The organism is Aeromonas sp. QDB03, from assembly GCF_027707985.1.
Classification (GTDB): Bacteria; Pseudomonadota; Gammaproteobacteria; order Enterobacterales; family Aeromonadaceae; genus Aeromonas; species Aeromonas hydrophila.
In genome coordinates this window covers 792,011-813,867 of record NZ_JAPCJG010000001.1, presented here as the reverse complement: position 1 = coordinate 813,867, position 21,857 = coordinate 792,011, and the positions used below count along the sequence as shown (strand labels likewise).

The following is a 21,857-nucleotide window of genomic DNA, read 5'->3' as shown; positions in this document are numbered from 1 at the left end:
CGGACGCGGGGTGGAGCAGCTCGGTAGCTCGTCGGGCTCATAACCCGAAGGTCGTCGGTTCAAATCCGGCCCCCGCAACCAACTTCCTTTCTCTATTACCTCAATCTCACCGTTTTTCATCCAGCTGCCTTCGCGGTGTTTCTGCTTTGTGTCGCCTTCACGCTTGATATTGATTTTCAAGTGCAAATCTGGCTGTGACCCCGCTTTGTTGGGTATCATCACTGGTATCTCTTCATGGATGAGGGCCTTGCCCAATGATGCAACCATTTACCTATCTGCCGCCGCAAATAGATATTCACGACGCCGGCCTCGCTGCCGTCCTCACCAACGGCCTGGCCGCCAACCTGCTGATCTGCGCCGAAGATCGCCGCGAAAGCCTGCTGGCCCTGCCCGAGTTTGCCGCCGTCGGCGCCCAGATCGCGCTGGGGCAAAAAGCGCCCTACAGCCTGGTGCTGCACAATACCTTGCAACTGCTGATCTTCCTGCCGGCACACCCCGCGCGCGCTCATGCCCTCTACAAACAGGCGCGCGGCTGGGTTGCGCCGCTGGCCGGGCTCAAGATCGAGCGGTTGGGGCTGCACCTGGAAGGCTTCGACGAGGCCGATACCACGCTGTTGGCCGAGCTGGTGCTGGCCACCTTGCTGGCCGCCAACGTGCCGCTGCCCAGCCACAAGCATCGCAACGAAGATCCCTGGCGCTACCAGCAGATTGCGGTGTCCCCCAATTGCGTGCTGGATCTGGCGCGGATCTATGCCGAGGCGGAAGGCAACGGTCTGGCGCGCCATCTGGCGGTGTCGCCGGCCTCCGATCTGACCGCCCGCAGCTACCGGGAGTGGGTGCGTCAGCTCGCCCAGAGCGAGGGGTGGCAGTGGCATGAATACGATCAGGCCCAGCTCGCCGAGCGGGGGGCTGGCGCCTTCATCGCGGTGGCGCGCGGTTCGGAAGACAACCAGGCCGCCATGGTCAAGCTGAGCTACTGCCCGCCCAATGCGGTGCGGCGGCTGGCGCTGGTGGGCAAGGGGATCTGCCACGATTCGGGCGGCTACAACCTCAAGATCTCCGGCAGCATGTATGGCATGCACCTGGACATGGGGGGCAGTGCGGTGGCACTGGGGACGCTCCACGCCATCAGTCGCGCCAGGTTGCCCTATGAGGTGCACTGCTGGCTCGCCATCGCCGAGAACCACATAGGCCCGCTCGCCTACCGGCCGGGGGAGGTGGTGACCGCCCTCAACGGCACCACCATCGAGGTGGTGGATACCGACGCCGAAGGGCGCATGGTGCTGGCGGATACCCTCTGCATGGCGGTGCAGGACAACCCGGATCTGCTGATCGACTACGCCACCCTGACCGGGGCCTGCAAGCGGGCACTTGGCAGCCGTTACAGCGGCGCCTTCACCAACCGCCCCCAGTGGCTGGGGGAGCTTATCAATCTTGGTCAGCGCAGCGGCGAGCGGATCTGGCCCTTCCCGCTGGATGAGGACTATGACGACAACCTCGATAGCGAGTGGGCCGATCTGTTACAGTGTGCGCCGGGCTCGTCGCCGGATCACATCGATGCGGCCCGCTTCCTCAGCCGCTTCGTACCCGCCCAGACCCCCTGGCTGCACCTCGACTTGAGCGGCTTTCGCAACAAGGGCGGCAATGGCGTGGTCAGCAGCGAGGTGACCGGATTCGGGGTCAGATTGACACTGGATCTGCTGGCCGGCCCGCTGGGGCGGCGCAATGAATTTGATCAACCAGAACAGTAAGGGATCCCGTGAAAGTACCAAGTTATGACTGGGTGTTGTTCGATCTGGACGAAACACTGCTCGATTTCCCGGTCGCCCAGGCGCTGGAACAGACGCTGCACATTTACGGCGTGACGCCGACCCCGCCCAAGATGGCGGAGTACCATGCCCTCAACCACCGGCTCTGGCAGCAGTACAACTCTGGCGAGATCGATGCCGCCCACCTGCAGCAGACCCGTTTCTCCCTGTTTGCCGAACAGGTGGACGTGGCGCCGATGGCGATGAACGATACCTTCCTGCAGCAGATCATCGCCCTGAGCATGCCGCTGGAGGGGGTGGTGGAGACCCTGCAGGCGTTGAAGAGCAAGGTGAAGATGGGGATCATCACCAACGGTTTCAGCCTGCCGCAGCGCGGCCGCCTCGACAAGCTGGGCTGGAACGAGTGGTTCGAGCCGTTGGTGATCTCGGACGAGGTACAGGTGACCAAGCCGGCGGCGGCCATTTTCCAGCATACCCTGGAGCTGATGCAGCGCCCGGATCCGGCGCGGGTGCTGATGGTGGGGGACAACCCCAAGACCGATATCGCCGGCGCCGCGGCGCAGGGGCTGGCAACCTGCTGGTACAACCCGGCTCGCCAGGATGGTCCGTGCGAGGCGACCCACGAGATCCACCACTTCGCCCACCTCTTGGCCATCGTGCTGGGACAGTAGATGCAACAGACCCCCTTGCCAGGCAAGGGGTGAAAAAAACAAGGCAGCCCGCGGGCTGCCTTGTTTTTCTATGGCTGTTTGCTAGCGGCCGAGGCGAGCCAGCAACCAGGACTCCAGCAGTGCTACGCCAGGGGCCAGCACGGCCTCGTCGAAGTCGAACTCCGGGTGATGATGGGGCGCCGCCAGATTGGCCCCCAGGATCAGGTAGGCCGCCTCGCCACCACTTCGCTGCACCCGTTCGATGAGAAAGCCTGCATCCTCGCTGGCGCCGAAACGGCGGGTATGGATGGTCTCCAGTTTGAGCGCCTGGGCGAGCGGGATGATCTCTTCGAGCAGGCTCGGACTGTTGTCGATGCCGATGGCTTCACCCTGCTTGCGAATGAGGTAGGTGGCGCCCTGCATCATGGCTGCCCCTTCCACCATCTGCTGCACCTGGCTGAACATGTAGTCGTTGAGGGCCGGCGTGGCGCCTCGGGTCTCCCCCTGCAACAGGGCATGACCCGGGATCACGTTGCGGCCGCTGCCGCCATGGAGCTGGCCCACGTTGATGCGGGTCATGCCATCGCGGTGGCGGGCGATGCCGAGCATGGCGGTGGTGGCCATGCAGGCCGCCGCCAGCGCATTGCTGCCGGCGTTGGGCTCAAGCCCCGCGTGAGCGGCACGCCCCATGAATTCCACGTCGAACTTGGTGGAGCAGAGAAACTCGGTGGGATTGACCACCAGTTCGCCGCTGTTGGCATGAATGCCAATGTGCAGCGCCAGCAGGGCATCCACGTCGTCGAGTTGACCGCCGGCGGCCAGCGCCTTGCCGCCGCGACAGCCCTCTTCGGCGGGCTGAAAGAACAGCTTGATGCGGCCGTTCAGCCGATCGGCGAGGGCGGCGATCCGCTCGGCCAGCACCAGCCCGATGGCGGTATGGCCATCATGGGCGCAGGCGTGCATCCAGCCAGCGTTGCGTGAGTGCCACCCCTCCTGGCTGGGAGGATGCAGCTCATCCTGGCTCTCTTCGACCTCTACTGCATCGATGTCGAAGCGAAAGGCCAGGGTCGGACCCGGACGGCCGCTGTCCCACAGTCCCATCACGCCCGTTATCTCTTCGAACCTGCCCAGCCAGTCCGGATGGGCACCCTGGCGCAGGGCTCGCTCCTTCTGGGCCTGCACGTCGATGTTGCGGCCCATGATGAGGTTGCTGGCCAGCAGCTTGTCGCCCAGCATGATGGAGAAACCGAGTTCACTGAGGTGGTGGGCGATGAGGGAGCTGGTACGAAATTCACACCAGGCCGCTTCGGGTAGACGATGAAGATCACGACGCCAATGGCTTAGCGCATCTTGTGTCATGGTAATTCCTGCATGGCGAATCCAGCGGACATTGTGACGGGCAGGGGGGCAAGAGTAAATCCCACAGACGCAACAGGGGGAGCCACTGGCTCCCCCTGTTGACGCGCTGCCTCTGGCAGGTAGCTGTAATTATGTTCGCTTGGTCGTACTAATGGCCGTATTTGTCGTTGTTTTCGATGAACTATAAAAAAATGACATTAAGCGGTGAATTAACCAGCGTGGCGATGCCTGTCGTTGCCCATCAGGATCATTGAGTGGGCAACTAACCGCCTCAAAGCTGTGACAGTGACGGCAGAGAGACGGCAACCAGAGTGAAAAACACAGTAAAAACTGCAGTAACCACAAACTCTTTCATATTTTTGTCTCCCTTGGCTGACTGTTGATGGAACCAAGATACCACAATTGTGCGGTAAAACAATAGTAAATTGCATTTATAGGTGTGAATGTGGCTTGTGCGTATCGAAAGCTTCATTTTTGCATTTTTAAGCTCATTTTATCGTCTTGATGGTCATGTCATGCGGTGAAGAGAAGTGATCTATTTGGTTATTTCAATTAAAACAATGTATTAGTTCATTATGTTGCGATATCAACGAGGGGGTTTATATGAGGCTTTTTTGTTTTTTTAAAATTATGTCGGCAAAAAAAGACGATTTTTAGGGGGGGAGTGATGATCCCGTCATGGTTTGGGCTGCTGTCAGCGCCATTTTCCGTCTCCAACATGTTTTTGTCGCAGTCGAACGGTTTTTCCCTGTCGTGACGCCACCTTCTGACATGTTTCTTCCTGTCTTTTTACAAAATTCCCTTCGCTGATGGTGTTCTGTCGGCCAACTTTCGTCTCTGTTAGGATCTTTTCCAGCATATTGGCGGCCCGATGGGGCGCCTGCTGTCGGCAACGCCAAGGGACAGAGCAAAAGACAGAGCAAGAAGACAGAGCAAGAAGACAGAGCAAGAAGACAGAGCAAGAAGACAGAGCAAGAAGACAGAGCAAGAAGAGTGTGCAGAGAGGTGGTGCTGTTCTCGGCAGAAGCCGGACTGCAGAGAGCCGTGTACCGCGTTGTTTCAGCCCTTAACCGACGTAATGTCGGGTTGAGCCGGTTAACGGGTCAAGTGGCCCGAAGAAGGGGGCGGGCAGGCGATAAACAGAGGAAGCGCTGCGAGGGGCGCTGGGATGACTGCAACGAGATGGCGTCATGGCCCCGGGTGTGGCGAGAAAGGTCCAATGAAAAAGCCCTCCAGTGGAGGGCTTTTGTCACAGCAACCTGAAAGCGGGGCTTAGAACAGGGTGGTGGAGAGATCGTAGAGCTCCTGATCGAAGGGGCGCTTGAGGTTCTCGATGCAGTCGATGATGTCGTGGTGCACCATCTCGTTGCGCTGGATGCCGACGCAGCGGCCACCGTGACCGGCCAGCAGCTGCTCAACGGCGTAGGCGCCCATACGGCTGGACATGATGCGGTCACGCGCGGTGGGGGTACCGCCACGCTGGATGTGGCCCAGGATGGTGGCGCGGGTTTCGCGGCTGGTCAGGGCTTCGATGTCCTTGGCCAGGGCGTTCACGTCGGTGACGTGCTCACAGATGGTGATGATGGCGTGCTTCTTGCCCTTGGCTTCGCCTTCCTTGATCTGTTGCAGCAGCTTGTCCTTGTCGAACGCCACTTCCGGCACGATCACGTACTCGGCACCGCCGGCAACGGCGGCGGACATGGCCAGATCACCGCAGTGACGGCCCATGATCTCGACCACGGAGATGCGATGGTGGGAGCTGCAGGTGTCGCGCAGACGGTCGATGGCGTCTACCACCACGTTCAGCGCGGTATCAAAGCCGATGGTGAAGTCGGTACCGGCGATGTCGTTGTCGATGGTGCCCGGCAGACCGATGCAGGGGAAGCCCTCTTCGGTCAGCTTCTTGGCACCCATGTAGGAGCCGTCACCACCGATCACCACCAGGGCGTCGATACCGTGCTTTTTCAGATTTTCGATCGCTTCGGCGCGCACTTTCGGATCTTTGAAGGCGGGGAAACGGGCGGAGCCGAGGAAGGTACCACCACGGTTGACCACGTCGGAGACGCTGTGACGCTCCAGCTTGACGATACGGTCCTGGTGCAGACCGAGGTAGCCATCATAGATGCCGTAGACTTCCAGGCCATGATGCAGACCGGCGCGCACCACGGCGCGGATGGCTGCGTTCATACCCGGTGCGTCACCACCACTGGTCAAAACACCAATACGTTTGATTTGTTTGGTCATGAGTGCCTCTGGATCTGAGTTGTCGAATACGAAATGGTTGAATGAGACAAGCCACTTTTACTATATCGGCTTTCCTATGGGGTGCGGCGGCTGCCATAGGAAAAGCGATATGCAGGAGGGGGCAAGCGCCCCCTCCATGGCAGCCGATTACTTGGCCGCGCCAGCGATGATCTGGGAGAAGTCGTCCACTTTCAGGGACGCACCACCCACCAGGCCACCGTCGATGTCCGGCTGACCGAACAGGTCGGCAGCGGTGGCACCGGTGACAGAACCACCGTACAGGATCTGTACCTTGGCAGCCACGGCGGCGTCGAAGCCGGCCAGGTACTGACGGATGTGAGCGTGAACGGCCTGAGCGATTTCCGGGGTGGCAGTCTTGCCGGTACCGATGGCCCATACCGGCTCGTAAGCCACGACGGCGTTGTTGAAGGAGGCGATACCGCAACGGTCGATCACGGCTTTGAGCTGGGTTTCGACCACGGAGTTGGTGGTGCCGGCTTCGAACTGAGCCAGAGTCTCACCGATGCACAGCACGGGGATCAGGCCGCCTTTCTGGATGGCTTCGTACTTGGCAGCAACCACGTCGTCAGTCTCTGCGTGCAGGGTACGACGCTCGCTGTGGCCGACCAGGGAGTAGGTGCAACCGAAGGCTTTGAGCATGGACGGAGCGTTCTCGCCGGTGAAGGCGCCGGACTCGTGAACGTCGGCGTTCTGGGCACCGTAGGCAATCTTGCTGCCAGCGGTCAGTTGCTCAACCAGACCCAAAAAGATAACCGGCGGGCAGACGGCGACTTGCACAGAAGGATGAGCGGCAGCAGCCGGGGTCAGTCCTTTGATCAGAGCTTCGACGGAAGCTTTGGTGCCGTTCAGTTTCCAGTTACCCATTACCAGGTGCTGTCTCATCTTGTATATCTCCTAGGCATTTGATTGCGCGACATTATATGAATTGAACCGAGCCCAAGATAGCTGACCCGGCGGCAAATGACGTAATTTTTTTTCGCTTTCCTGATCCAAATCAGGAATGAAAGGCTCGATTGCTCAATCGTTAACCTGCCCCCGCAAACGGGCCCACCATACCCCAATCCATTCGTGAATGGCAGCCTCGGAATACATCAGATAGCGCCCTTTTGGCAGGTAGCTGTAGAGGGGCTGGGCCACCTGACTCTGCTTGGCGGTGTAGTCGGTGGGGGCGGGCACGGCGTTCAGTCCCTGACCCTGATAGAGCGCCATGGCCCGTGGCAGATGGGTTGCCGAGCTCACCAGCGCCACCCGCTTGCCCTTGAGGTGGGCGCTGATGCTGACCGCCTCGTCGTGGGTGTCTTTGTTGTTTTCAAACAACGTCATCCGCGAGCGGGGAATGCCGAGGCTCACCGCCATGCGGGCATTGACTTCGGCGTTCGACAGGGGATCCCCCGACACATAGCCTGAAAAGATGAGCTCCGCCTGCGGGTAAGCCTGGGCCAGCCGTACCCCCTCGAGGGTGCGGGCCAGCGCAATATTGTTTTGCCAGGATCGCTCAGGGATCGCCGGATCGCTGACATGACCGTTGCCGAGCACCACGATGGCCTCGATGTCGGGATGCTGGCTTGTCTCAAAGGGCGGGAAGGTCTGCTCCAGCCCGCGGGCCAGCTCGTAGCTTACCGGGCGCATCCCCATCAGGGTGACCAGCAGCAGCGAGAGGGTGGCCAGCAGCTTGCCGGTCTTTTGGAAACGGGTGAACCAGAGCAGCAATAGCGCCAGCAGCAGCAGGCTGAGGGAGAAGGGGAGCGGCATCAGCAGCTGGCCCAGCCACTTTTTGAGGTCAAACAGGGCGTCCACTTGTTATTCCTTATATAACAATGCATTAAAAAATTATTAAGGATTTTGGCGCCCTTGTATAGGCGCCTCTTCCCAAGGTTGCATGGCGCCATCAAGGCACACAGGTTGTGCAGTGTCTGCCCGCACAACCCCGAAAAGCGCGAAACGAGGGCAAAGTGGGCGCCAAACGATGTTTTTTTCCATCACCAGGGGGAGGGAGCTGCGCCTTGAGTTTTCAGCAAATTCGGGATGTGACAGAATACCCTCTTTTTCGTCAGGCCCGTTTCCCGTGGCCACAGAGTTGAGTTCGTCTTGAAGCAAGATCAGAGTTTTGACGGGCGCGCCGACAAGTTCGCCCGCAACATCTACGACTCCACCAAGGGGCGCATCCGCACTACAGTGGTGTGGAGCGACATCGAAGCCTGCCTGGCCCGCCTTGGCAACCGGCCGCTGCGCATCCTGGATGCGGGCGGCGGTTTTGGCTATTTCGCCCAGAAGCTGGCGGCCATGGGCCATCAGGTGGAGCTGTGCGATCTGTCGGCGGAAATGCTGGCACTGGCACGCAGCCAGATCGCCGAGAAGGGGCTGGAAGACAGAATTCGTCTCATCCATTGCCCCATTCAGGATCTTAAAGCACACGTGACCGGCACCTTCGATCTGGTGCTCTGTCACGCGGTGCTGGAGTGGCTCGCCGAGCCGCGCCAGACCTTGCTCGGTCTGTTCCCTTTCGTCAATGCCGGGGGCATACTGTCGCTGCTTTTTTACAACCGTCACGGTCTGCTGTTCCAGAGCCTGGTGGTGGGCAATTTTGACTACGTGCGCCAGGGGCTCAACAAGAAGCGCCAGACTGCGCTGACCCCCACCAATCCCCAACTGCCGGAGCAGGTCTACGACTGGATTGGCCGGGGCGGGCTCAAGATCATCGGCAAGACCGGGGTGCGGGTGATCCACGACTACATGCGCCACAAGCAGGATCAGCGGGAAAAGTTCGATGATCTGCTGGCCATGGAGCTGCAATATTGCCGGCAGGAGCCGTTTATCTCCCTGGGGCGCTATATCCACGTGATGGCGCAAAAAACCACCGGCTGAGGCCCCCTTTTTTGATGCTACCGGATGTAGCCGCGCGCAAGGCTTTGCGCCCAATACAACAACGAGATGACAACATCATGATGAGTACATCCCGTACCCTGCCCGAAATGGTGGGATGGGTCAGGCAGGAGGGGTTGGCGTTGAACCTGCCCACCGATCGGCTGGCCTTTCTGATTGCAATCAAGACGCTGTCCGAAGATGAATCGGATCTGTCGGAAGCGGCGCTGCACGATGCCTTTGGCTACGTCAGCAACGCCTTCGGCCAGATGGACGAGACCCTCACCGGTCGCGCCAACAACGCCATCAACGATCTCATTCGCCAGCAGCTGCTGTCGCGCTTCAACACCGACATGGTGGCGGGGGAGAGCCTCTATCGCCTGTCGCGCCTTGGCATGAGCATCGTCGATTTCTTCATGGATCAGCGCCAGGTTGACTCCATCAAGCTCTCCATCCTGCTGGAACACCTGGCGGCCGAGCTCGACACCGCCCGCAAGGCGGCGCTCGAGACCAATACCCGCGAGCAGTGGGATGCCGAGGTGCTGCCACGGCTCACCTTCTCGCTGGAAGAGACGCTGGGGCGCATCGATCTCACCCAGCGCGCCATGGACGAGCAGCAGAATCAGGTCAAAAACGAAATTGCGGCCCTGCTGACCCAGAACTGGGTCGATGCCATCCACAGCTGCGAAAAACTGCTGCACGAGACCGGCCAGACCCTGCGCGAGCTGCAAGATACCCTGGACGCCGCCGGCCACCGCCTGCAGGCGGGCCTGCTGAACATCCAGGAAGCGGCGCAGGGGCGCGAGGATCTGTTCCACGTCGAGGAGCTGACTCACGCCCTGCAGGGGCGGCTGGACGTCATCACCAGCTGGGGCCAGCAATGCATCGAGCTGTGGGCCCGCTATGACAGGCACGTCCACAAGTTCATCCGCAACGCCATCGACATGGACAAGAACCGCGCCTTCAGCCAGCGGCTGCGCGACTCCATCCGCAATTTCGAGCAGCACAACTGGTTGCTGCGGGTGGCCGAAGAGCCGCGTCTGCTGGAGCTGCGCGACGAGACCATCGCCATCCATGACGAGGAGGTGACCGGCGAGGTGCCCCTCGAGATGGAGTACATGGAGATGGTGGACATCAACCAGGAGCTGGCCGAGCGCATCGAGCGCTACCTGGCCCGCTACCCGGAGCAGGGCCAGCAGCTGGATCTCGCCGATGTGCTGCGCGAATACCTGCTGGACTACCCGGCCCATGCCCACTTCGACGTGGCGCGTCTTCTGATCGACCAGGCCGTGCGCCTGGGCCATGCCAGCGGCGAGCACCAGCTGCATCGTCAGCCCGCATGGAAACCCATTAACCAAGCTGGATCCAAGGTTCAGGCCTATGTCATTGATCAATACTGAGTTTCCCTTGCCACTGCGGCTCGCAGAGGCGATTGCCAACCCCTTGTTTCCGCGTATCGACACCGCCTTGCGCTCCGGTCGCCACATCAGTGCCGACGAGTTCGAACAGCACTCGGCGCTGGTGGAGTACCACCAGGAGCTGGAGATCTTCTACGGCCGCTATCAGGTTGAACTGATCAAGGCGCCGGAAGGTTTCTTCTATCTGCGCCCGCGCCCGAGCGCCGACATCGGCACCACCGTCCTCTCCGAGCTCGACATGCTGGTGGGCAAGGTACTCTGCTACCTCTATCTGAGCCCGGACCGGCTAGCCTCGGAAGGGGTGTTCGCCATGGGCGAACTGCAAGAAGAGGTGTTGAGCCTGGCCGACGAGAAGCAGCTGCTGCGGATGGTCAACAGCCGCTCCGGCGGCACCGATCTCGACAAAAAGAAGCTGCTCGAGAAGATCCGTACCTCCATGCGCCGGCTGCGGCGCCTTGGCATGATCACGGCCCTTGGCAACAGCGACAAATTCCGGGTCAACGAATCCGTGTTCCGCTTTGCCGCCGATGTGCGCTCCGATGAGGATCCGCGTGCCGTCCAGCTGCGGATGATCCAAGAGGGCGAGGCCATCTTCCACGACGACGAGATGCCGAGCAGCGACTCGCTGTTTGAGGATATCGAGGCGGATCTCGATGAAGAGCAGCTTGAACTGGAGGTGGAAGATGACCTGCAGCGTTAAATCCAAGGCCCAGATGGAGGCAAAGTCGTGAGAGGCAAATTCAAATCCCTGACCATGGTCAACTGGAACGGCTTCTTCGCCCGCACCTTCGATCTCGACCAGCTGGTCACTACCCTGTCCGGCGGCAACGGCGCGGGCAAGTCCACCACCATGGCGGCCTTTATCGCGGCGCTCATTCCCGACCAGTCCCTGCTCCATTTCCGTAACACCACGGAAGCGGGCTCCAGCAGCGCGTCCCGCGACAAGGGGCTCTACGGCAAGCTGCAGCGCGGCCACTGCTATTCGCTGCTGGAAGTGATGAACAGCCGCGAGCAGCGGATCTGGGTCGGCGTTCACCTGGAGCAGGTGGCCAACCGCGACAACAAGGTCAACATCACCCCGTTCGCGCTGGTGGATGTGCCGGAGCAGTTGCAACCCACCGATCTGCTGCTGGAGAAGCTCGATGATGGCAAGGGGCGGGTACGTGCCTTCGCCGATCTGAAAGGGGCCGCCGCCGAGCTGGGGGCGCTGAAAGTCGCCAAGTTCAATACGGTGACCGACTATCACAACTTCATGTTCGAGTTCGGCATCACCCCGAAGAAGCTGCGTGATCAAAAGGATCGCGGCAAGTTCTATCGTCTGATCGAAGCCTCCCTCTACGGCGGCATCTCTTCGTCCATCAGCCGCTCCTTGCGTGAATACCTGCTGCCGGAAAACTCCGGCGTGCGCAAGGCGTTCCAGGACATGGAGGCGGCCATCTACGAGAACCGCCGCACGCTGGAGGCGATCAAGGAGACGCAAGGTCAGCGGGATCTGTTCAAGAACCTCATTACCGAGACCACCCACTATGTGGCGGCCGACTATGTGCGCAACGCCGCCGAGAAGAATCGCCTCTCCGAGCTGGCTCTCAAAGCCCGGCAGGAGCTGGCAGGCAAGCGTCGCCTGCTGGCCGAGGAGAAGCAGCGCGCCATCTATCTGGCCGACGAGGTGGAGCAGCTCACCAACCGCGAGAAACTGCTGACCGACGAGCTGGAATCGGCCGCCGAGCACCTGGCCAAGGTGATGGCAGCGGTTTCCTTGCAGAAGAAGATCGAGATGTACCGCGCCGATCTGGCTGAGCTGATGGACAAGCTGGAGCAGCAGCAGGCGATCGTGGAGGAGATCCATGGCCAGCTGCTGGAGGTGGAAGAGCGCAAGGAGCTGGCGCAGGCAGAAGTCGACAGCCTCAAGACCCAGCTGGCCGACTACCAGCAGGCGCTGGATATCCAGCAGACCCGCGCCATCCAGTACCGTCAGGCGGTGCAGGCGCTGGAAACTGCCCGCGAGCAGTGCGAGCAGCCGGGGCTGACCGCCGAACAGGCGAGCGACACCCTGCACCAGTTCCGCGCCGCCGAGCAGAGCCTCACCAGCCGGGTGCTGGGGGCCGAGCAGCAGCTGGCGCTGGCCAAGGCGGCGGTGGCCGAGCACGAAGCGGCGCTGGCGCTGCTGCTCAGCATCGCCCCCGAGACAGTGCGCGAGGCCGCCTGGCCTACCGCGCAGGCGCTGCTCAAGCGTCACATTGAAGACAAGGCCCGCATCGCCCAGGGGCAGGGGCTGCGCGCCGCGCTGGCTCGCCTCGAGAAAGAGAGCGAAAGCCAGCAGGCGCTGCTGCGCTTGCGTGACGAGCTGCAGCAGGCTTCTGGCCAGCTGATCGCAAGCCAGGACGAGCTGGAGATCTTCCTCGAAGCCCAGCGTACCCGCCAGGAGGAGCTCTCCGAGCAGCAGGCGGAGGTGAACCAGCGCCGCGCCAGCCTCGAGCATCAGGGCACCCAGCTGGGTCGCGATATCGCGGAGCTCACCAAGCTGGCGCCGCGCTGGTTGAAATCCTTCGAGAAGCTCGAACAGCTGCGCGAGCAGAGCGGCCTGCCCCTCGCGAGCGCGGAGGCGCTCTCCGCCGGCATGCAGACCGTGCTCGACAAGGAGCGGGAGTTCGAGCAGGAGAGCAACCGCATCGCGGCGCAGAAACAGGCGCTGGAGCTGCAAATTCGCAACCTGCAGTTGGGGGCCGGCGAGGCGGATCCGCGTCTTGCCCGCATCGCCGAGCAGGTGGGGGGCGTGCTGCTCTCCGATGTCTATGACGATATCTCCATCGACGATGCCCCTTACTACTCCGCGCTCTACGGCCCGGCTCGCAGCGCCCTGGTGGTGCTTGACCTTGAAGGCGCCATCGAGCGGCTGAAAAAGCTGGAAGATTGCCCGGAGGATATCTACCTCATCCAGGGCAACCCCGACTCCTTTGACGAGGATTTGGTGGAGGCGGACGAGCTGGGGGATGCCGTGCTGGTGCGCACCAGCAAGCGTCAGGTGCGCTTCTCCCGCTACCCTGAGCTGCCGCTGTTTGGTCGCGCCGCCCGGGAAAAACGGATCGAGCAGCTCGACCTTGAGCGCGAGGGTCTCATCGAGGGTTACGCCAAGGCCGCCTTCGAGCAGCAGAAGTACCACCGTCTCTACGGCCACTTCCGCGATTTTATCGGCCAGCATCTGGATATCGCCTTCCGCCCCGACCCCGAAGCCGAAGTGCAGGCCAAACAGGCCGAACTGCGCGCGCTGCAAGGAACCATCAGCGAGTGTGACAAGCAGCTGGCGGATGCCAAAGCGGCCGCCGCCCAGCTGACCCGCCATATCCAGCTGGTGCAGGGGATGCTGCCCTTTGCTCACCTGTTTGCCGAGGTAGACCTGGCGGCCCGCCTCGAGGCGGCTCACGCCGACGTGGAGGCCCTTAAAACAGCCGAAGCCTTTATCGCCAAACACGGCAAGGCGCTGGAAAAACTGGAAACCATGGTGCAGGTGCTGCGTCAGGATCCGCAGGATCTGGCCGCGCTGCAGGCAGCTTACGATGAGGTGAGCGACCTGCTGGCCGAGCAGAAGCGCCGTTGCTACGCCCTCGATCAGCTGGTGGCCCGTCTGCCGCACTTTGCCTATCAGGATGCGCAAGACCTGCTGGGCAAGGCGTCCGAGATGAGCGAGCGGCTCAAAGAGAAGCTGAAAGCGGCCGAGCTGGCGGCCCGCACCGCTGGCGAGCAGCACAAGCAGATTGCCCAGCGCCACACCGAGGCGTTGCAGCTGCGCACCGCCCTCAACTCCAGCGTCGAGGCCAAGCGCCAGACCCTGACCGAGTTCGAGCAGGAGCTGGCAGCCATGGGGCTGACCCTCTCTGACGACATGGAAGAGAAGGCGCGCGCTCACAAGAAAGAGATCGAAGAGCTGCTGATCCGCACCCGTTCCCGTCGTACCAGTGCCGAGGCCCAGTTGCAGGTCACCAAGCGCGAGATCGAATCCCTCGGCGGTCGTCTCAAGCTGGAAGGCAAGGATTACTACGGCGCCCGTAAATCCCTGGTGGGTCACAAGGCGAGCTGGTCGCGGGTGGTGCGACTGGCGCGGGAGACCGACGTCGAGAAGCGTTTAAATAAGCGCGAGCTGGCGTACCTCGACAGCGACGAGCTGCGCTCCATGTCGGACAAGGCCCTCGGTGCCCTGCGGGTGGCGGTGGCCCACGACGAGGCCCTGCGCGATGCGCTGCGTCTATCCGAGGGCAACCGCAGCACCGAGCAGAAGGTGGCCTTCTACGTGCAGGTCTACCGTTACCTCAAGGATCGCATCCGCAACGACATCATCCGCTCCGATGATCCGGTCGAGGCGATCGAAGAGATGGAGATCGAGCTGGCCCGTCTGGCCGACGAGCTCAAGCAGCGGGAAACCCATCTGTCGCTCTCCTCCCATGAGGTGGCGGCCAAGATCACCAACATCATTCGCCGCGAGCAGAACCGCATCCGGGTGCTCAACCAGGGCTTGCAGAATATCGCCTTCGGTCTGGTGCGCGGGGTGCGCCTCAACGTCAATATCCGCGAGGCCCACACCCGTCTGCTGACGGCGCTGGCCGACCAAACTGCCATGCACAACGATCTGTTCGCCGACAAGGAGCTCAGCTTCTCCGAGGCGATGGCCAAGCTGTTCCAGCGCCTCAATCCGCAAGTAGAGCAGGGAGATCGCAGCTATCAGGTGATGGGCGATGTGCTGCTCGACTATCGCAACTACCTGGAGCTGGAGATCGAGGTGCAGCGCGGCGCCGATGGTTGGCTGCGTGCCGAGAGCGGTGCGCTCTCCACCGGCGAGGCGATCGGTACCGGTCAGGCCATCCTGCTGATGGTGCTGATCAGCTGGGAGGAGGAGTCTCGCCGTCTGCGCGGCAAGGATATCGCCCCCTGCCGCCTGCTCTTCCTCGACGAAGCAGCCCGTCTGGATGGCAAATCCATCGCCACCCTGTTCGAGCTGTGCGAGCGGCAGGATATGCAGCTGCTTATCGCGGCGCCCGAGAACATCAGCCCCGAGAAGGGCACCACCTACAAGCTCATCCGCAAGGTGCAGGGCAAGCACGAGCATGTGCATGTGGTGGGTCTGCGCGGCTTTGGCTTCGCCGACGACAAGCTCATCGCCTGACAGAGGCTGACGGACGAGGTATGAAAACGGGAGGCTTGGCCTCCCGTTTTGTTTGGAAACTGTGGCAAAGTAGCGGCGCGGCCATGGCTGGCCGGCACCACGCCGGTTCGCTCATGCCCGCTAGCGCTTCATTGGCATCGACAACCCCGCAGGGGAGCAAGGACAAGGCACATGGTTGAAAAGGGGCAATTTTTGCGAAAGGGGCTGCTGCTGTCGCTCACCGTGCTGCTGGCGGCCTGCAGCAGCCGCTATGACGAGAGCCACGGCGGCAGCTGGCGCGGCTATAGCGAGACGGGGCTTGCCTCCTACTACGCCGATCGCTACCACAACAAGCGCACCGCCAGTGGCGAGCCTTATCAGCGCCACGCCAACACCGCCGCCCACATGGAGTTGCCCTTCGGCGCCATGGTACGGGTCACCAACCTCGCCAACGGCAAGAGCGTGGTAGTCAGGGTCAACGACAGGGGAAATTTCCCGCGCGGGCGCATCATCGATCTCTCCAAAGCGGCCTTCAGCGCCATCGGCAATCCTCGCGCCGGGCTTATCAAGGTGAAGATAGAGGCGCTCTAGGCGCTGACTCGTTCAGTGGCTTGAACAGAGTGTCCATCCTGCCCGGCTATATCCCGCCTGGCCGCTCCTCTTACACTGCAGCTCGACGCAAAGGCAGCGCCCGGATTGGGGCCCCTTTGCTTACCCTTGAGAACATGGAGCAGACCAAGATGAGTGAAGAGAAACGGGTGTCCATCGCCGTGTTGAAAGCCCGCGCCGGCATGAGAGAGCCACTGCGCCGCGAGCTGCTAAAGCTCATTGCGCCGACGCGGCGCGAGCCGGGCAACCTGGATTACGTGCTGTTTGAATTGCAGGACGAGCCGGGCACCTTCTACATGCGCGAGGCGTTCATCAATCAGGCCGCGCTGGACAGCCACTGCCAGACGGACTATTTCCAGGCCTTTGCCGCCGAGGCGGAGGTTCTGCTGGCAGAGCCGCTGCGGCTGATTTTTATGAAGGAGGTGAGCCTCCCTTAAACCCATCGGGCCCACGGTTGGCCCGATTTCTACCCATGTCTGGTGCCGCCCCGGACGCTATCCCATCCCATCCCATCCCATCCCATCATGGGGAATCTCTGGTCTGCGTCTCTGCATCCTCTACCGAGAGGTTGAACGGGGGCTTATTGCCCTTATCCCGCCTGTTTATGCCTGCCGTCTTTTCATCTCCAGATTGTCCGGTAAGATACCCAAATGAAAATCAATGTTGGGGCCGAGCGACATGACCGCCATGGCGGGTGGACGGTCTGACGAGAGGTGGTCATCAGGCCGCCAAGATGGTTGAGCCGAGGAGAGGGAATGGAGATCGAACTGGCGGAGATAGCGACAAGTGAGTTTGAACAGCGCTTTGCGGCCGTCAAGGAGGGGATCTTTCCCTATGTCGAGGCGGTGTTTGGCTGGGATGACGACTTTCAGCGCGAGCGGTTGACCAGCGAATATCAGCCGCACTGGTTCTCGTGGATCCTGGCAGAGGGGGAGAGAGTCGGTCTGCTCTGCTGCAAGCCATACGACGATGCGCTGCACATTCATCTGTTGATTATCTTCCCCCGTTATCAGGGTCGGCAGCTTGGTTCGGCCGTCATGGCGCGGCTGCATCGCGAGGCAGCATCTGAGGGGAGACTCCGGGTGACCCTGTCGAGCTTTAGCGCCAATCAGAGGGCAATAGAATTTTATCGGCGCCTCGGTTGTCAGGTGGTAGCGGAAGAGCCGGCGTTCATCTCCTTGTCCTGGCCGGTGACGAGGGAAGAGTCGTCGTTACTAATGGTTGACGGAGAGCCCTCATGGCAAGGCTGGAGATTTTAACGGTTCCTGATCCCCGATTGAGCATCAACGCCGAGCAGGTTGAGGATATTGCGGCCGTGCAAGGCCTGATTGATGACATGTTGGAGACCCTCTATGCCACCGACAATGGTATTGGTCTGGCGGCCACGCAAGTGGGGCGCAAGGAGGCCATCGTCATCATCGACCTGTCAGAAAAACGGGATCAGCCGCTGGTGTTGATCAATCCGCAAGTGACAAGCGGCACTGAACCGGCGTTTGGGCAAGAGGGGTGTCTGTCCGTGCCGGATTATTATGCCGATGTTGAGCGTTACGGCTCGGTGGTGGTGTCGGCACTGGATCGCCATGGTGTGCCTATCACGGTAAAGAGCAGCGATTTTCTGGCCATCGTGATGCAGCATGAGATCGATCACCTGCAGGGCAAGGTGTTTATCGATTATCTCTCGCCGCTAAAGCGCAAGATGGCGTTGAAGAAGGTGAAAAAGCATCTCAAGGCGACATGACGTGATATTTCATGCGGCGCATTACATATCCATTTGATTATCTGCACAGGAGGACGGGGTAGCCATGTACAAGGTTGGTATTGTTTTATTTGATGATTTCACCGATGTGGATTTTTTCTTGATGTATGACCTGCTTGGGAGAAGCAAAGAGAGCTGGTCGGTGAAAATACTGGGAACCAAGCCTGAGCATGGCTCTGCACTGGGTATCAACGTAAAGACGGATGGAGATGTGGCGGAAGCACAGGATCAGGATGTGGTGCTGATCACCAGCGGGCAGCGTGGTATCCCTGCTGCGCTGCAAGACCACGAGTTCATGTCCGCATTGCGGCTGGATCCGCAGCGCCAGCTGATTGGCTCAATTTGTGCTGGTTCATTCATATTGCATGAGCTGGGCTTGCTGCAGGGAAAGAAATTAACAACCAACCCTGCAGCCAAAGCCCAGTTGCTGGAGATGGGGGGTGATGTTCAGGACGCTCCTCTGGTCGTGCAAGGAAATATTGCAACGGCAGGCGGCTGCCTCTCACTGGTTTATTTGATTGGCTGGGTGGCCGAACGGTGTTTTGGTCCGGAAAAACGTAGATTGATGCAATCTCAGCTTATTCCTGCCGGACAAATGGAAATCTTCGAACAGCTGATCTCCTCCACTATCAGAGAGGCTGAAGAGTCATTCGACTGATGCCATTGCTCACTGTTTATATCTGTCTGGACCCATAGCCTGTCTGCCCAATGAAACAGGATGGCGCATGCACCTCGAATTCAAAAAAATAAACCTGGCGCGTGACTATGAGTTTTGCGTGGCAGCCCGTCGGGACGCCTATGTTTGCAGCTTCCACCACAACGAGGGATTTGACGAGTTTCTGGCGGGCTATCGGGAGCGGATGGCGACGAGGCTGACCAGCCAGGAGTGGCATTATCTGCATGTCTGGCAGGGGGACGAGATAGTGGGGCAGCTGGAGTTTTGCACTGTCTCAGCCGAACCGGAAACCGGCTACATATACCTGATCTATTTGACGCCACAGGCGCGTGGTCAAGGCATGGCCGATCTGCTGCTGCAATATATCGGTCGCACCTTGCGGCATGCTGGCTGCCGGCGAGTGGTGTTGTCGGTCAGCCGTCTCAACCCGCGGGCGCTGCGTTTCTATCTGCGCTGCGGGTGGCAATATTTGGGGCCCAACCCCAAGCATGCGAGACAGATTTCTATGAATATTGGTTGCCGGACCCTGCGTGATCAGTAGCCGTATTTGAACGGGAAAAACAAAGTCTCATGGAGGGGAAAATAGATGGAAGTGAGACAGGTCCGGGAATCGGATGCAGATAACCTACTGGCCTTGATGAACAGACTCGACAATGAAACAACTTTTATGCTCTATGAGCCGGGTGAGCGCACCACGACAGAGATCGAGCAAGCTCAAATATTGGCCTCGTTTGTCGATGCAGACAACAAAGTCATGCTGGTACTGTCGGAGCATGACGAGATTGCTGGTTTTATTGTCGGCATCGGTCAACCGGCAAATCGCAACAAACATGTACTGTATTGCGTTATCGGTATTCAACTCTCTGCAACTGGACAGGGCTTTGGCAAAAAAATGATGTCTGCGCTGGAGGCGTGGGCCAGGGCGCATGGCTTTACCCGTATGGAGTTGAGCGTCATGTGTCACAATGCCCGGGCTTGTGCGCTATACCGCGCCTGCGGATTTGAGGTGGAAGGCATCAAACGCAATACGATGAGGGTCGATGGTGCATATGTCGATGAATATATGATGGCCAAGCTGATTGAGGGGGTGGCATGAGCAAGATGCAGTGGCAGGGTTACTTGAACGTCGCTCGGTCGTCAAGGCGTGTGCACAGCGGGGCGTTGCTTGTGCTGGTGTCGCTGCTCGGCTGGCTGCTGACCATGGCGCCAGCTTATGCCGAGGAGCCGCAGCTCAGCGCCGAGTATCGCCCTCTGGTACAGAAGGTGATCGATGCCGCCAAGGCGCGGGATCCACAGGCTCTTGCCCATCAGTTCAAATACCCCTTCAAGCAGGAGTATCCCATCCCGGTCATCAAGAATCCGTCCGAGATGGTGGCCCGCTTCGACGAGGTATTTGATGACGCCCTTTTAAACAGCATTGCCAGCTCCCGGGTCGGGCAAGATTGGCAGACCATGGGCTGGCGCGGCATCATGCTGGGCAGTGGCGAGGTGTGGCTGGATTTTGATGGCAAGGTGATCGGCATCAATCATCAGACTGCGCAGGCTGCAAAACGCAAGGCCGAGCTTGTCGCCAAACAGAAAAGCGATCTTTATCCCGGTCTGCGGGAGTACCAGCGCCCCGAGCTGATGTGGCAGACCGAGAAATTTACCATTCGCATCGACGAGCTGGGTGACGGCCGTTATCGCTATGCCTCCTGGGCCAAGGGCAAGGCGCTCAGCGACAAGCCGGACCTGGTGCTCAGCAATGGCTCCGTCAGGGTGGAGGGGACGGGAGGCAACCACACCTATCTATTCACCAGCGGCCCTTACCGCTACGAGTGCGCCGTGACCGTGTTGGGTGAGCGGGGCATGCCGCCGGGTGAGCTGGTGGTCTATCAGAACGAAGTTGCCATCATGCACCAGCCGGTGATCAAGGTGCTCTGATATCCCTTGATCTACCCGGAACGTTCAACGCGCGGCCAAGAGCCGCGCTTTTGTTGTCTGCAACGGTTATCTGCAACGGCTGACGACTTCGCTAGCCCTGCGGTACTCGAACTCCCTTGTCGAGGTAGAGGCTGCTGTAGTGGGCGCGGTGGGTGACAAACATCACCTGATGACGGCTGCCATCGGAGAGGATGATGAAATCACCGGCCTGGGTGGGAGTGTGCAGGCTGATCTCATGTTCGGGGGCGGTCAGCTTGTCGACCTCCTCCTTGAAGGTGAGGGTGTAAGAATACATAGGGTGCTCCACAACAGGACCTTATACAGACACGCATCAAACGTAGCTGCTGCCGTCCGGATCTGCGGCGCCCAAGCGGCACCCGCGCACCATTTAATTTACCGGCCGCGGCGGGCTCGCTATCTTATGGAAAGCGGCCTGCGGCAAGTACAGGCCAATCATGTCGGCGACAGTCAGGAGCGAGCGATGACAGAGCGTGAGTGGGAACCCGAGTTGGTGCGCATTGCCGCCTTCTCCACCGGTGCCAAGGGCGGCAATCCGGCCGGTGTCTGGCTGGGGCCGCAGCTGCCTGGTGTCGAGGAGATGCAGCGCATCGCCGCCGAAGTGGGCTTTTCGGAGACCGCGTTCGCCGCGCCCTTGCCCACGTCCGCAACGCCGGTGGATGAGCAGGCCGGCCCGCGGCAGTGGCGGGTTCGCTACTTCTCTCCTGCCGCCGAGGTGCCGTTTTGTGGGCACGCCACCATTGCCCTCGGGGTGGCGCTGGCACGTCGGGTTGGCGCCGGTGAGTATCAGCTGCAACTCAATCAGGCCACCATCTCGGTCTCGAGCTGGCTGGATGGGGAAGGGGAGTGGCAGGCTGCGCTGCAATCGCCCCCCACTCGCAGCAAGCCAGCCCCTGCCGAACTGGTGAGCGCCGCGCTGGCGCTGTTTGGTTATACCCAGGCAGACCTGGATCCCCGCATTCCACCGGCCCTCATTCATGGCGGCGCCGATCATCTGGTGCTGGCGCTCAACAGTCGCGCCGCCCTGGCGGCCATGCACTACCAGATGGCCGAGGGACGGACCCTGATGCAGCAAGAGGGGCTGGTGACCATTCTGCTGGCGTATGCCGCCCGCGAGCAGCTGTTTCATACCCGCAACCCCTTTGCCTATGGCGGCGTGTATGAGGATCCTGCCACCGGCGCCGCCACCGCGGCTTTTGCCGGTTACCTGCGGGATCTGCACTGGCCCCACGGCGGCATCATCGATCTCTTTCAAGGGGAGGATATGGGGATGGCGTCGCACCTGCATGCCGAAATTCCCCCCGAGCCCGGCAGCTCAATCCGGGTATTTGGCCGCGCCCGCCTGATGTGACAGTCAGACAATGAAAAAAACCGCCGGCTGGTGGTTTTTTACTTTATATCGGGGCAAACCGGCCGCT

The 21,857-nt window shown here is 60.6% G+C and carries 19 protein-coding genes, 1 tRNA gene and 1 pseudogene; 16 read left to right on the top strand and 5 right to left on the bottom strand.

What is annotated here, in order from left to right; translation table 11 throughout:
* Positions 1 to 4: 4 nt before the first annotated feature.
* The 3 genes from PG900_RS03645 (at position 5) to yjjG (ending at position 2,440) form a co-directional block, all read left to right on the top strand.
* Positions 5 to 81: transfer RNA gene (locus PG900_RS03645), tRNA-Met, on the top strand.
* Between the two features lie 173 nt (positions 82 to 254).
* A complete protein-coding gene (locus PG900_RS03640) occupies positions 255 to 1,751 on the top strand; it encodes a M17 family metallopeptidase (RefSeq protein WP_270830935.1) in 1,497 nt (498 codons plus the stop codon).
* A gap of 8 nt (positions 1,752 to 1,759) precedes the next feature.
* Complete coding sequence (yjjG, locus tag PG900_RS03635) at positions 1,760 to 2,440, top strand: pyrimidine 5'-nucleotidase (protein ID WP_270830934.1); 681 nt, start codon at positions 1,760 to 1,762, stop codon at positions 2,438 to 2,440.
* Positions 2,441 to 2,521: 81 nt separating this feature from the next.
* Here the strand turns inward: yjjG and PG900_RS03630 are convergent, their stop codons facing one another.
* The 4 genes from PG900_RS03630 to elyC form a co-directional block, all read right to left on the bottom strand.
* A complete protein-coding gene (locus tag PG900_RS03630) occupies positions 2,522 to 3,778 on the bottom strand; it encodes a M20 family metallo-hydrolase (protein WP_270830933.1) in 1,257 nt (418 codons plus the stop codon).
* Positions 3,779 to 5,050: 1,272 nt separating this feature from the next.
* Positions 5,051 to 6,022 carry a 6-phosphofructokinase gene (pfkA, locus tag PG900_RS03625; protein ID WP_270830932.1) on the bottom strand — a complete coding sequence of 324 codons (972 nt, stop codon included), beginning with the start codon at positions 6,020 to 6,022 and terminating at the stop codon, positions 5,051 to 5,053.
* A gap of 147 nt (positions 6,023 to 6,169) precedes the next feature.
* The gene (gene tpiA, locus PG900_RS03620) at positions 6,170 to 6,925 is read right to left on the bottom strand and encodes a triose-phosphate isomerase (RefSeq protein ID WP_016350610.1); all 756 of its coding nucleotides are present in this window, start codon (positions 6,923 to 6,925) and stop codon (positions 6,170 to 6,172) included.
* A 135-nt stretch (positions 6,926 to 7,060) separates the two neighbouring features.
* The gene (gene elyC / locus PG900_RS03615) at positions 7,061 to 7,831 is read right to left on the bottom strand and encodes an envelope biogenesis factor ElyC (protein WP_270831006.1); all 771 of its coding nucleotides are present in this window, start codon (positions 7,829 to 7,831) and stop codon (positions 7,061 to 7,063) included.
* A 300-nt stretch (positions 7,832 to 8,131) separates the two neighbouring features.
* On the opposite strand from elyC, the gene cmoM reads away from it, so the two are divergent.
* From cmoM to PG900_RS03555, 12 genes and pseudogenes are all read left to right on the top strand, one after another.
* Positions 8,132 to 8,908: a tRNA uridine 5-oxyacetic acid(34) methyltransferase CmoM gene (gene cmoM / locus PG900_RS03610; protein ID WP_016350612.1), complete on the top strand. Its 777-nt coding sequence runs from the start codon at positions 8,132 to 8,134 to the stop codon at positions 8,906 to 8,908.
* Between the two features lie 77 nt (positions 8,909 to 8,985).
* Entirely contained in the window at positions 8,986 to 10,305 is a 1,320-nt protein-coding gene (gene mukF / locus PG900_RS03605) for a chromosome partition protein MukF (protein ID WP_017410171.1), read from the top strand.
* Entirely contained in the window at positions 10,286 to 11,023 is a 738-nt protein-coding gene (mukE, locus tag PG900_RS03600; RefSeq protein WP_011706220.1) for a chromosome partition protein MukE, read from the top strand. The genes mukF and mukE overlap by 20 nt, the downstream gene beginning before the upstream one ends.
* A 27-nt stretch (positions 11,024 to 11,050) precedes the next feature.
* On the top strand, positions 11,051 to 15,478 hold the full coding sequence (gene mukB / locus PG900_RS03595) for a chromosome partition protein MukB (RefSeq protein WP_270830931.1): 4,428 nt from the start codon (positions 11,051 to 11,053) through the stop codon (positions 15,476 to 15,478).
* 171 nt (positions 15,479 to 15,649) lie between these two features.
* Complete coding sequence (locus PG900_RS03590; protein ID WP_017410169.1) at positions 15,650 to 16,048, top strand: septal ring lytic transglycosylase RlpA family protein; 399 nt, start codon at positions 15,650 to 15,652, stop codon at positions 16,046 to 16,048.
* A gap of 134 nt (positions 16,049 to 16,182) precedes the next feature.
* Positions 16,183 to 16,503, top strand: a complete 321-nt coding sequence (locus tag PG900_RS03585) for a putative quinol monooxygenase (protein WP_270801031.1) — start codon at positions 16,183 to 16,185, stop codon at positions 16,501 to 16,503.
* 318 nt (positions 16,504 to 16,821) lie between these two features.
* Positions 16,822 to 17,325, top strand: a complete 504-nt coding sequence (locus PG900_RS03580) for a GNAT family N-acetyltransferase (RefSeq protein WP_270800852.1) — start codon at positions 16,822 to 16,824, stop codon at positions 17,323 to 17,325.
* Complete coding sequence (def, locus tag PG900_RS03575; RefSeq protein ID WP_270800854.1) at positions 17,304 to 17,804, top strand: peptide deformylase; 501 nt, start codon at positions 17,304 to 17,306, stop codon at positions 17,802 to 17,804. The genes PG900_RS03580 and def overlap by 22 nt, the downstream gene beginning before the upstream one ends.
* A 64-nt stretch (positions 17,805 to 17,868) precedes the next feature.
* On the top strand, positions 17,869 to 18,480 hold the full coding sequence (locus PG900_RS03570; protein WP_270800856.1) for a DJ-1/PfpI family protein: 612 nt from the start codon (positions 17,869 to 17,871) through the stop codon (positions 18,478 to 18,480).
* 67 nt (positions 18,481 to 18,547) lie between these two features.
* Positions 18,548 to 19,032: pseudogene (locus PG900_RS03565) on the top strand (GNAT family N-acetyltransferase).
* 52 nt (positions 19,033 to 19,084) lie between these two features.
* Complete coding sequence (locus PG900_RS03560; RefSeq protein ID WP_270830929.1) at positions 19,085 to 19,594, top strand: GNAT family N-acetyltransferase; 510 nt, start codon at positions 19,085 to 19,087, stop codon at positions 19,592 to 19,594.
* Positions 19,595 to 19,599: 5 nt separating this feature from the next.
* Entirely contained in the window at positions 19,600 to 20,421 is an 822-nt protein-coding gene (locus PG900_RS03555; RefSeq protein WP_442866152.1) for a hypothetical protein, read from the top strand.
* A gap of 91 nt (positions 20,422 to 20,512) precedes the next feature.
* Here the strand turns inward: PG900_RS03555 and PG900_RS03550 are convergent, their stop codons facing one another.
* The gene (locus PG900_RS03550; RefSeq protein ID WP_270830928.1) at positions 20,513 to 20,716 is read right to left on the bottom strand and encodes a hypothetical protein; all 204 of its coding nucleotides are present in this window, start codon (positions 20,714 to 20,716) and stop codon (positions 20,513 to 20,515) included.
* Between the two features lie 186 nt (positions 20,717 to 20,902).
* Here PG900_RS03550 and PG900_RS03545 point away from each other — a divergent pair, with 186 nt between their 5' ends.
* Positions 20,903 to 21,790, top strand: coding sequence for a PhzF family phenazine biosynthesis protein (locus PG900_RS03545; protein WP_270830927.1), 888 nt, complete (start codon positions 20,903 to 20,905; stop codon positions 21,788 to 21,790).
* The last annotated feature ends 67 nt before the right edge of the window (positions 21,791 to 21,857 follow it).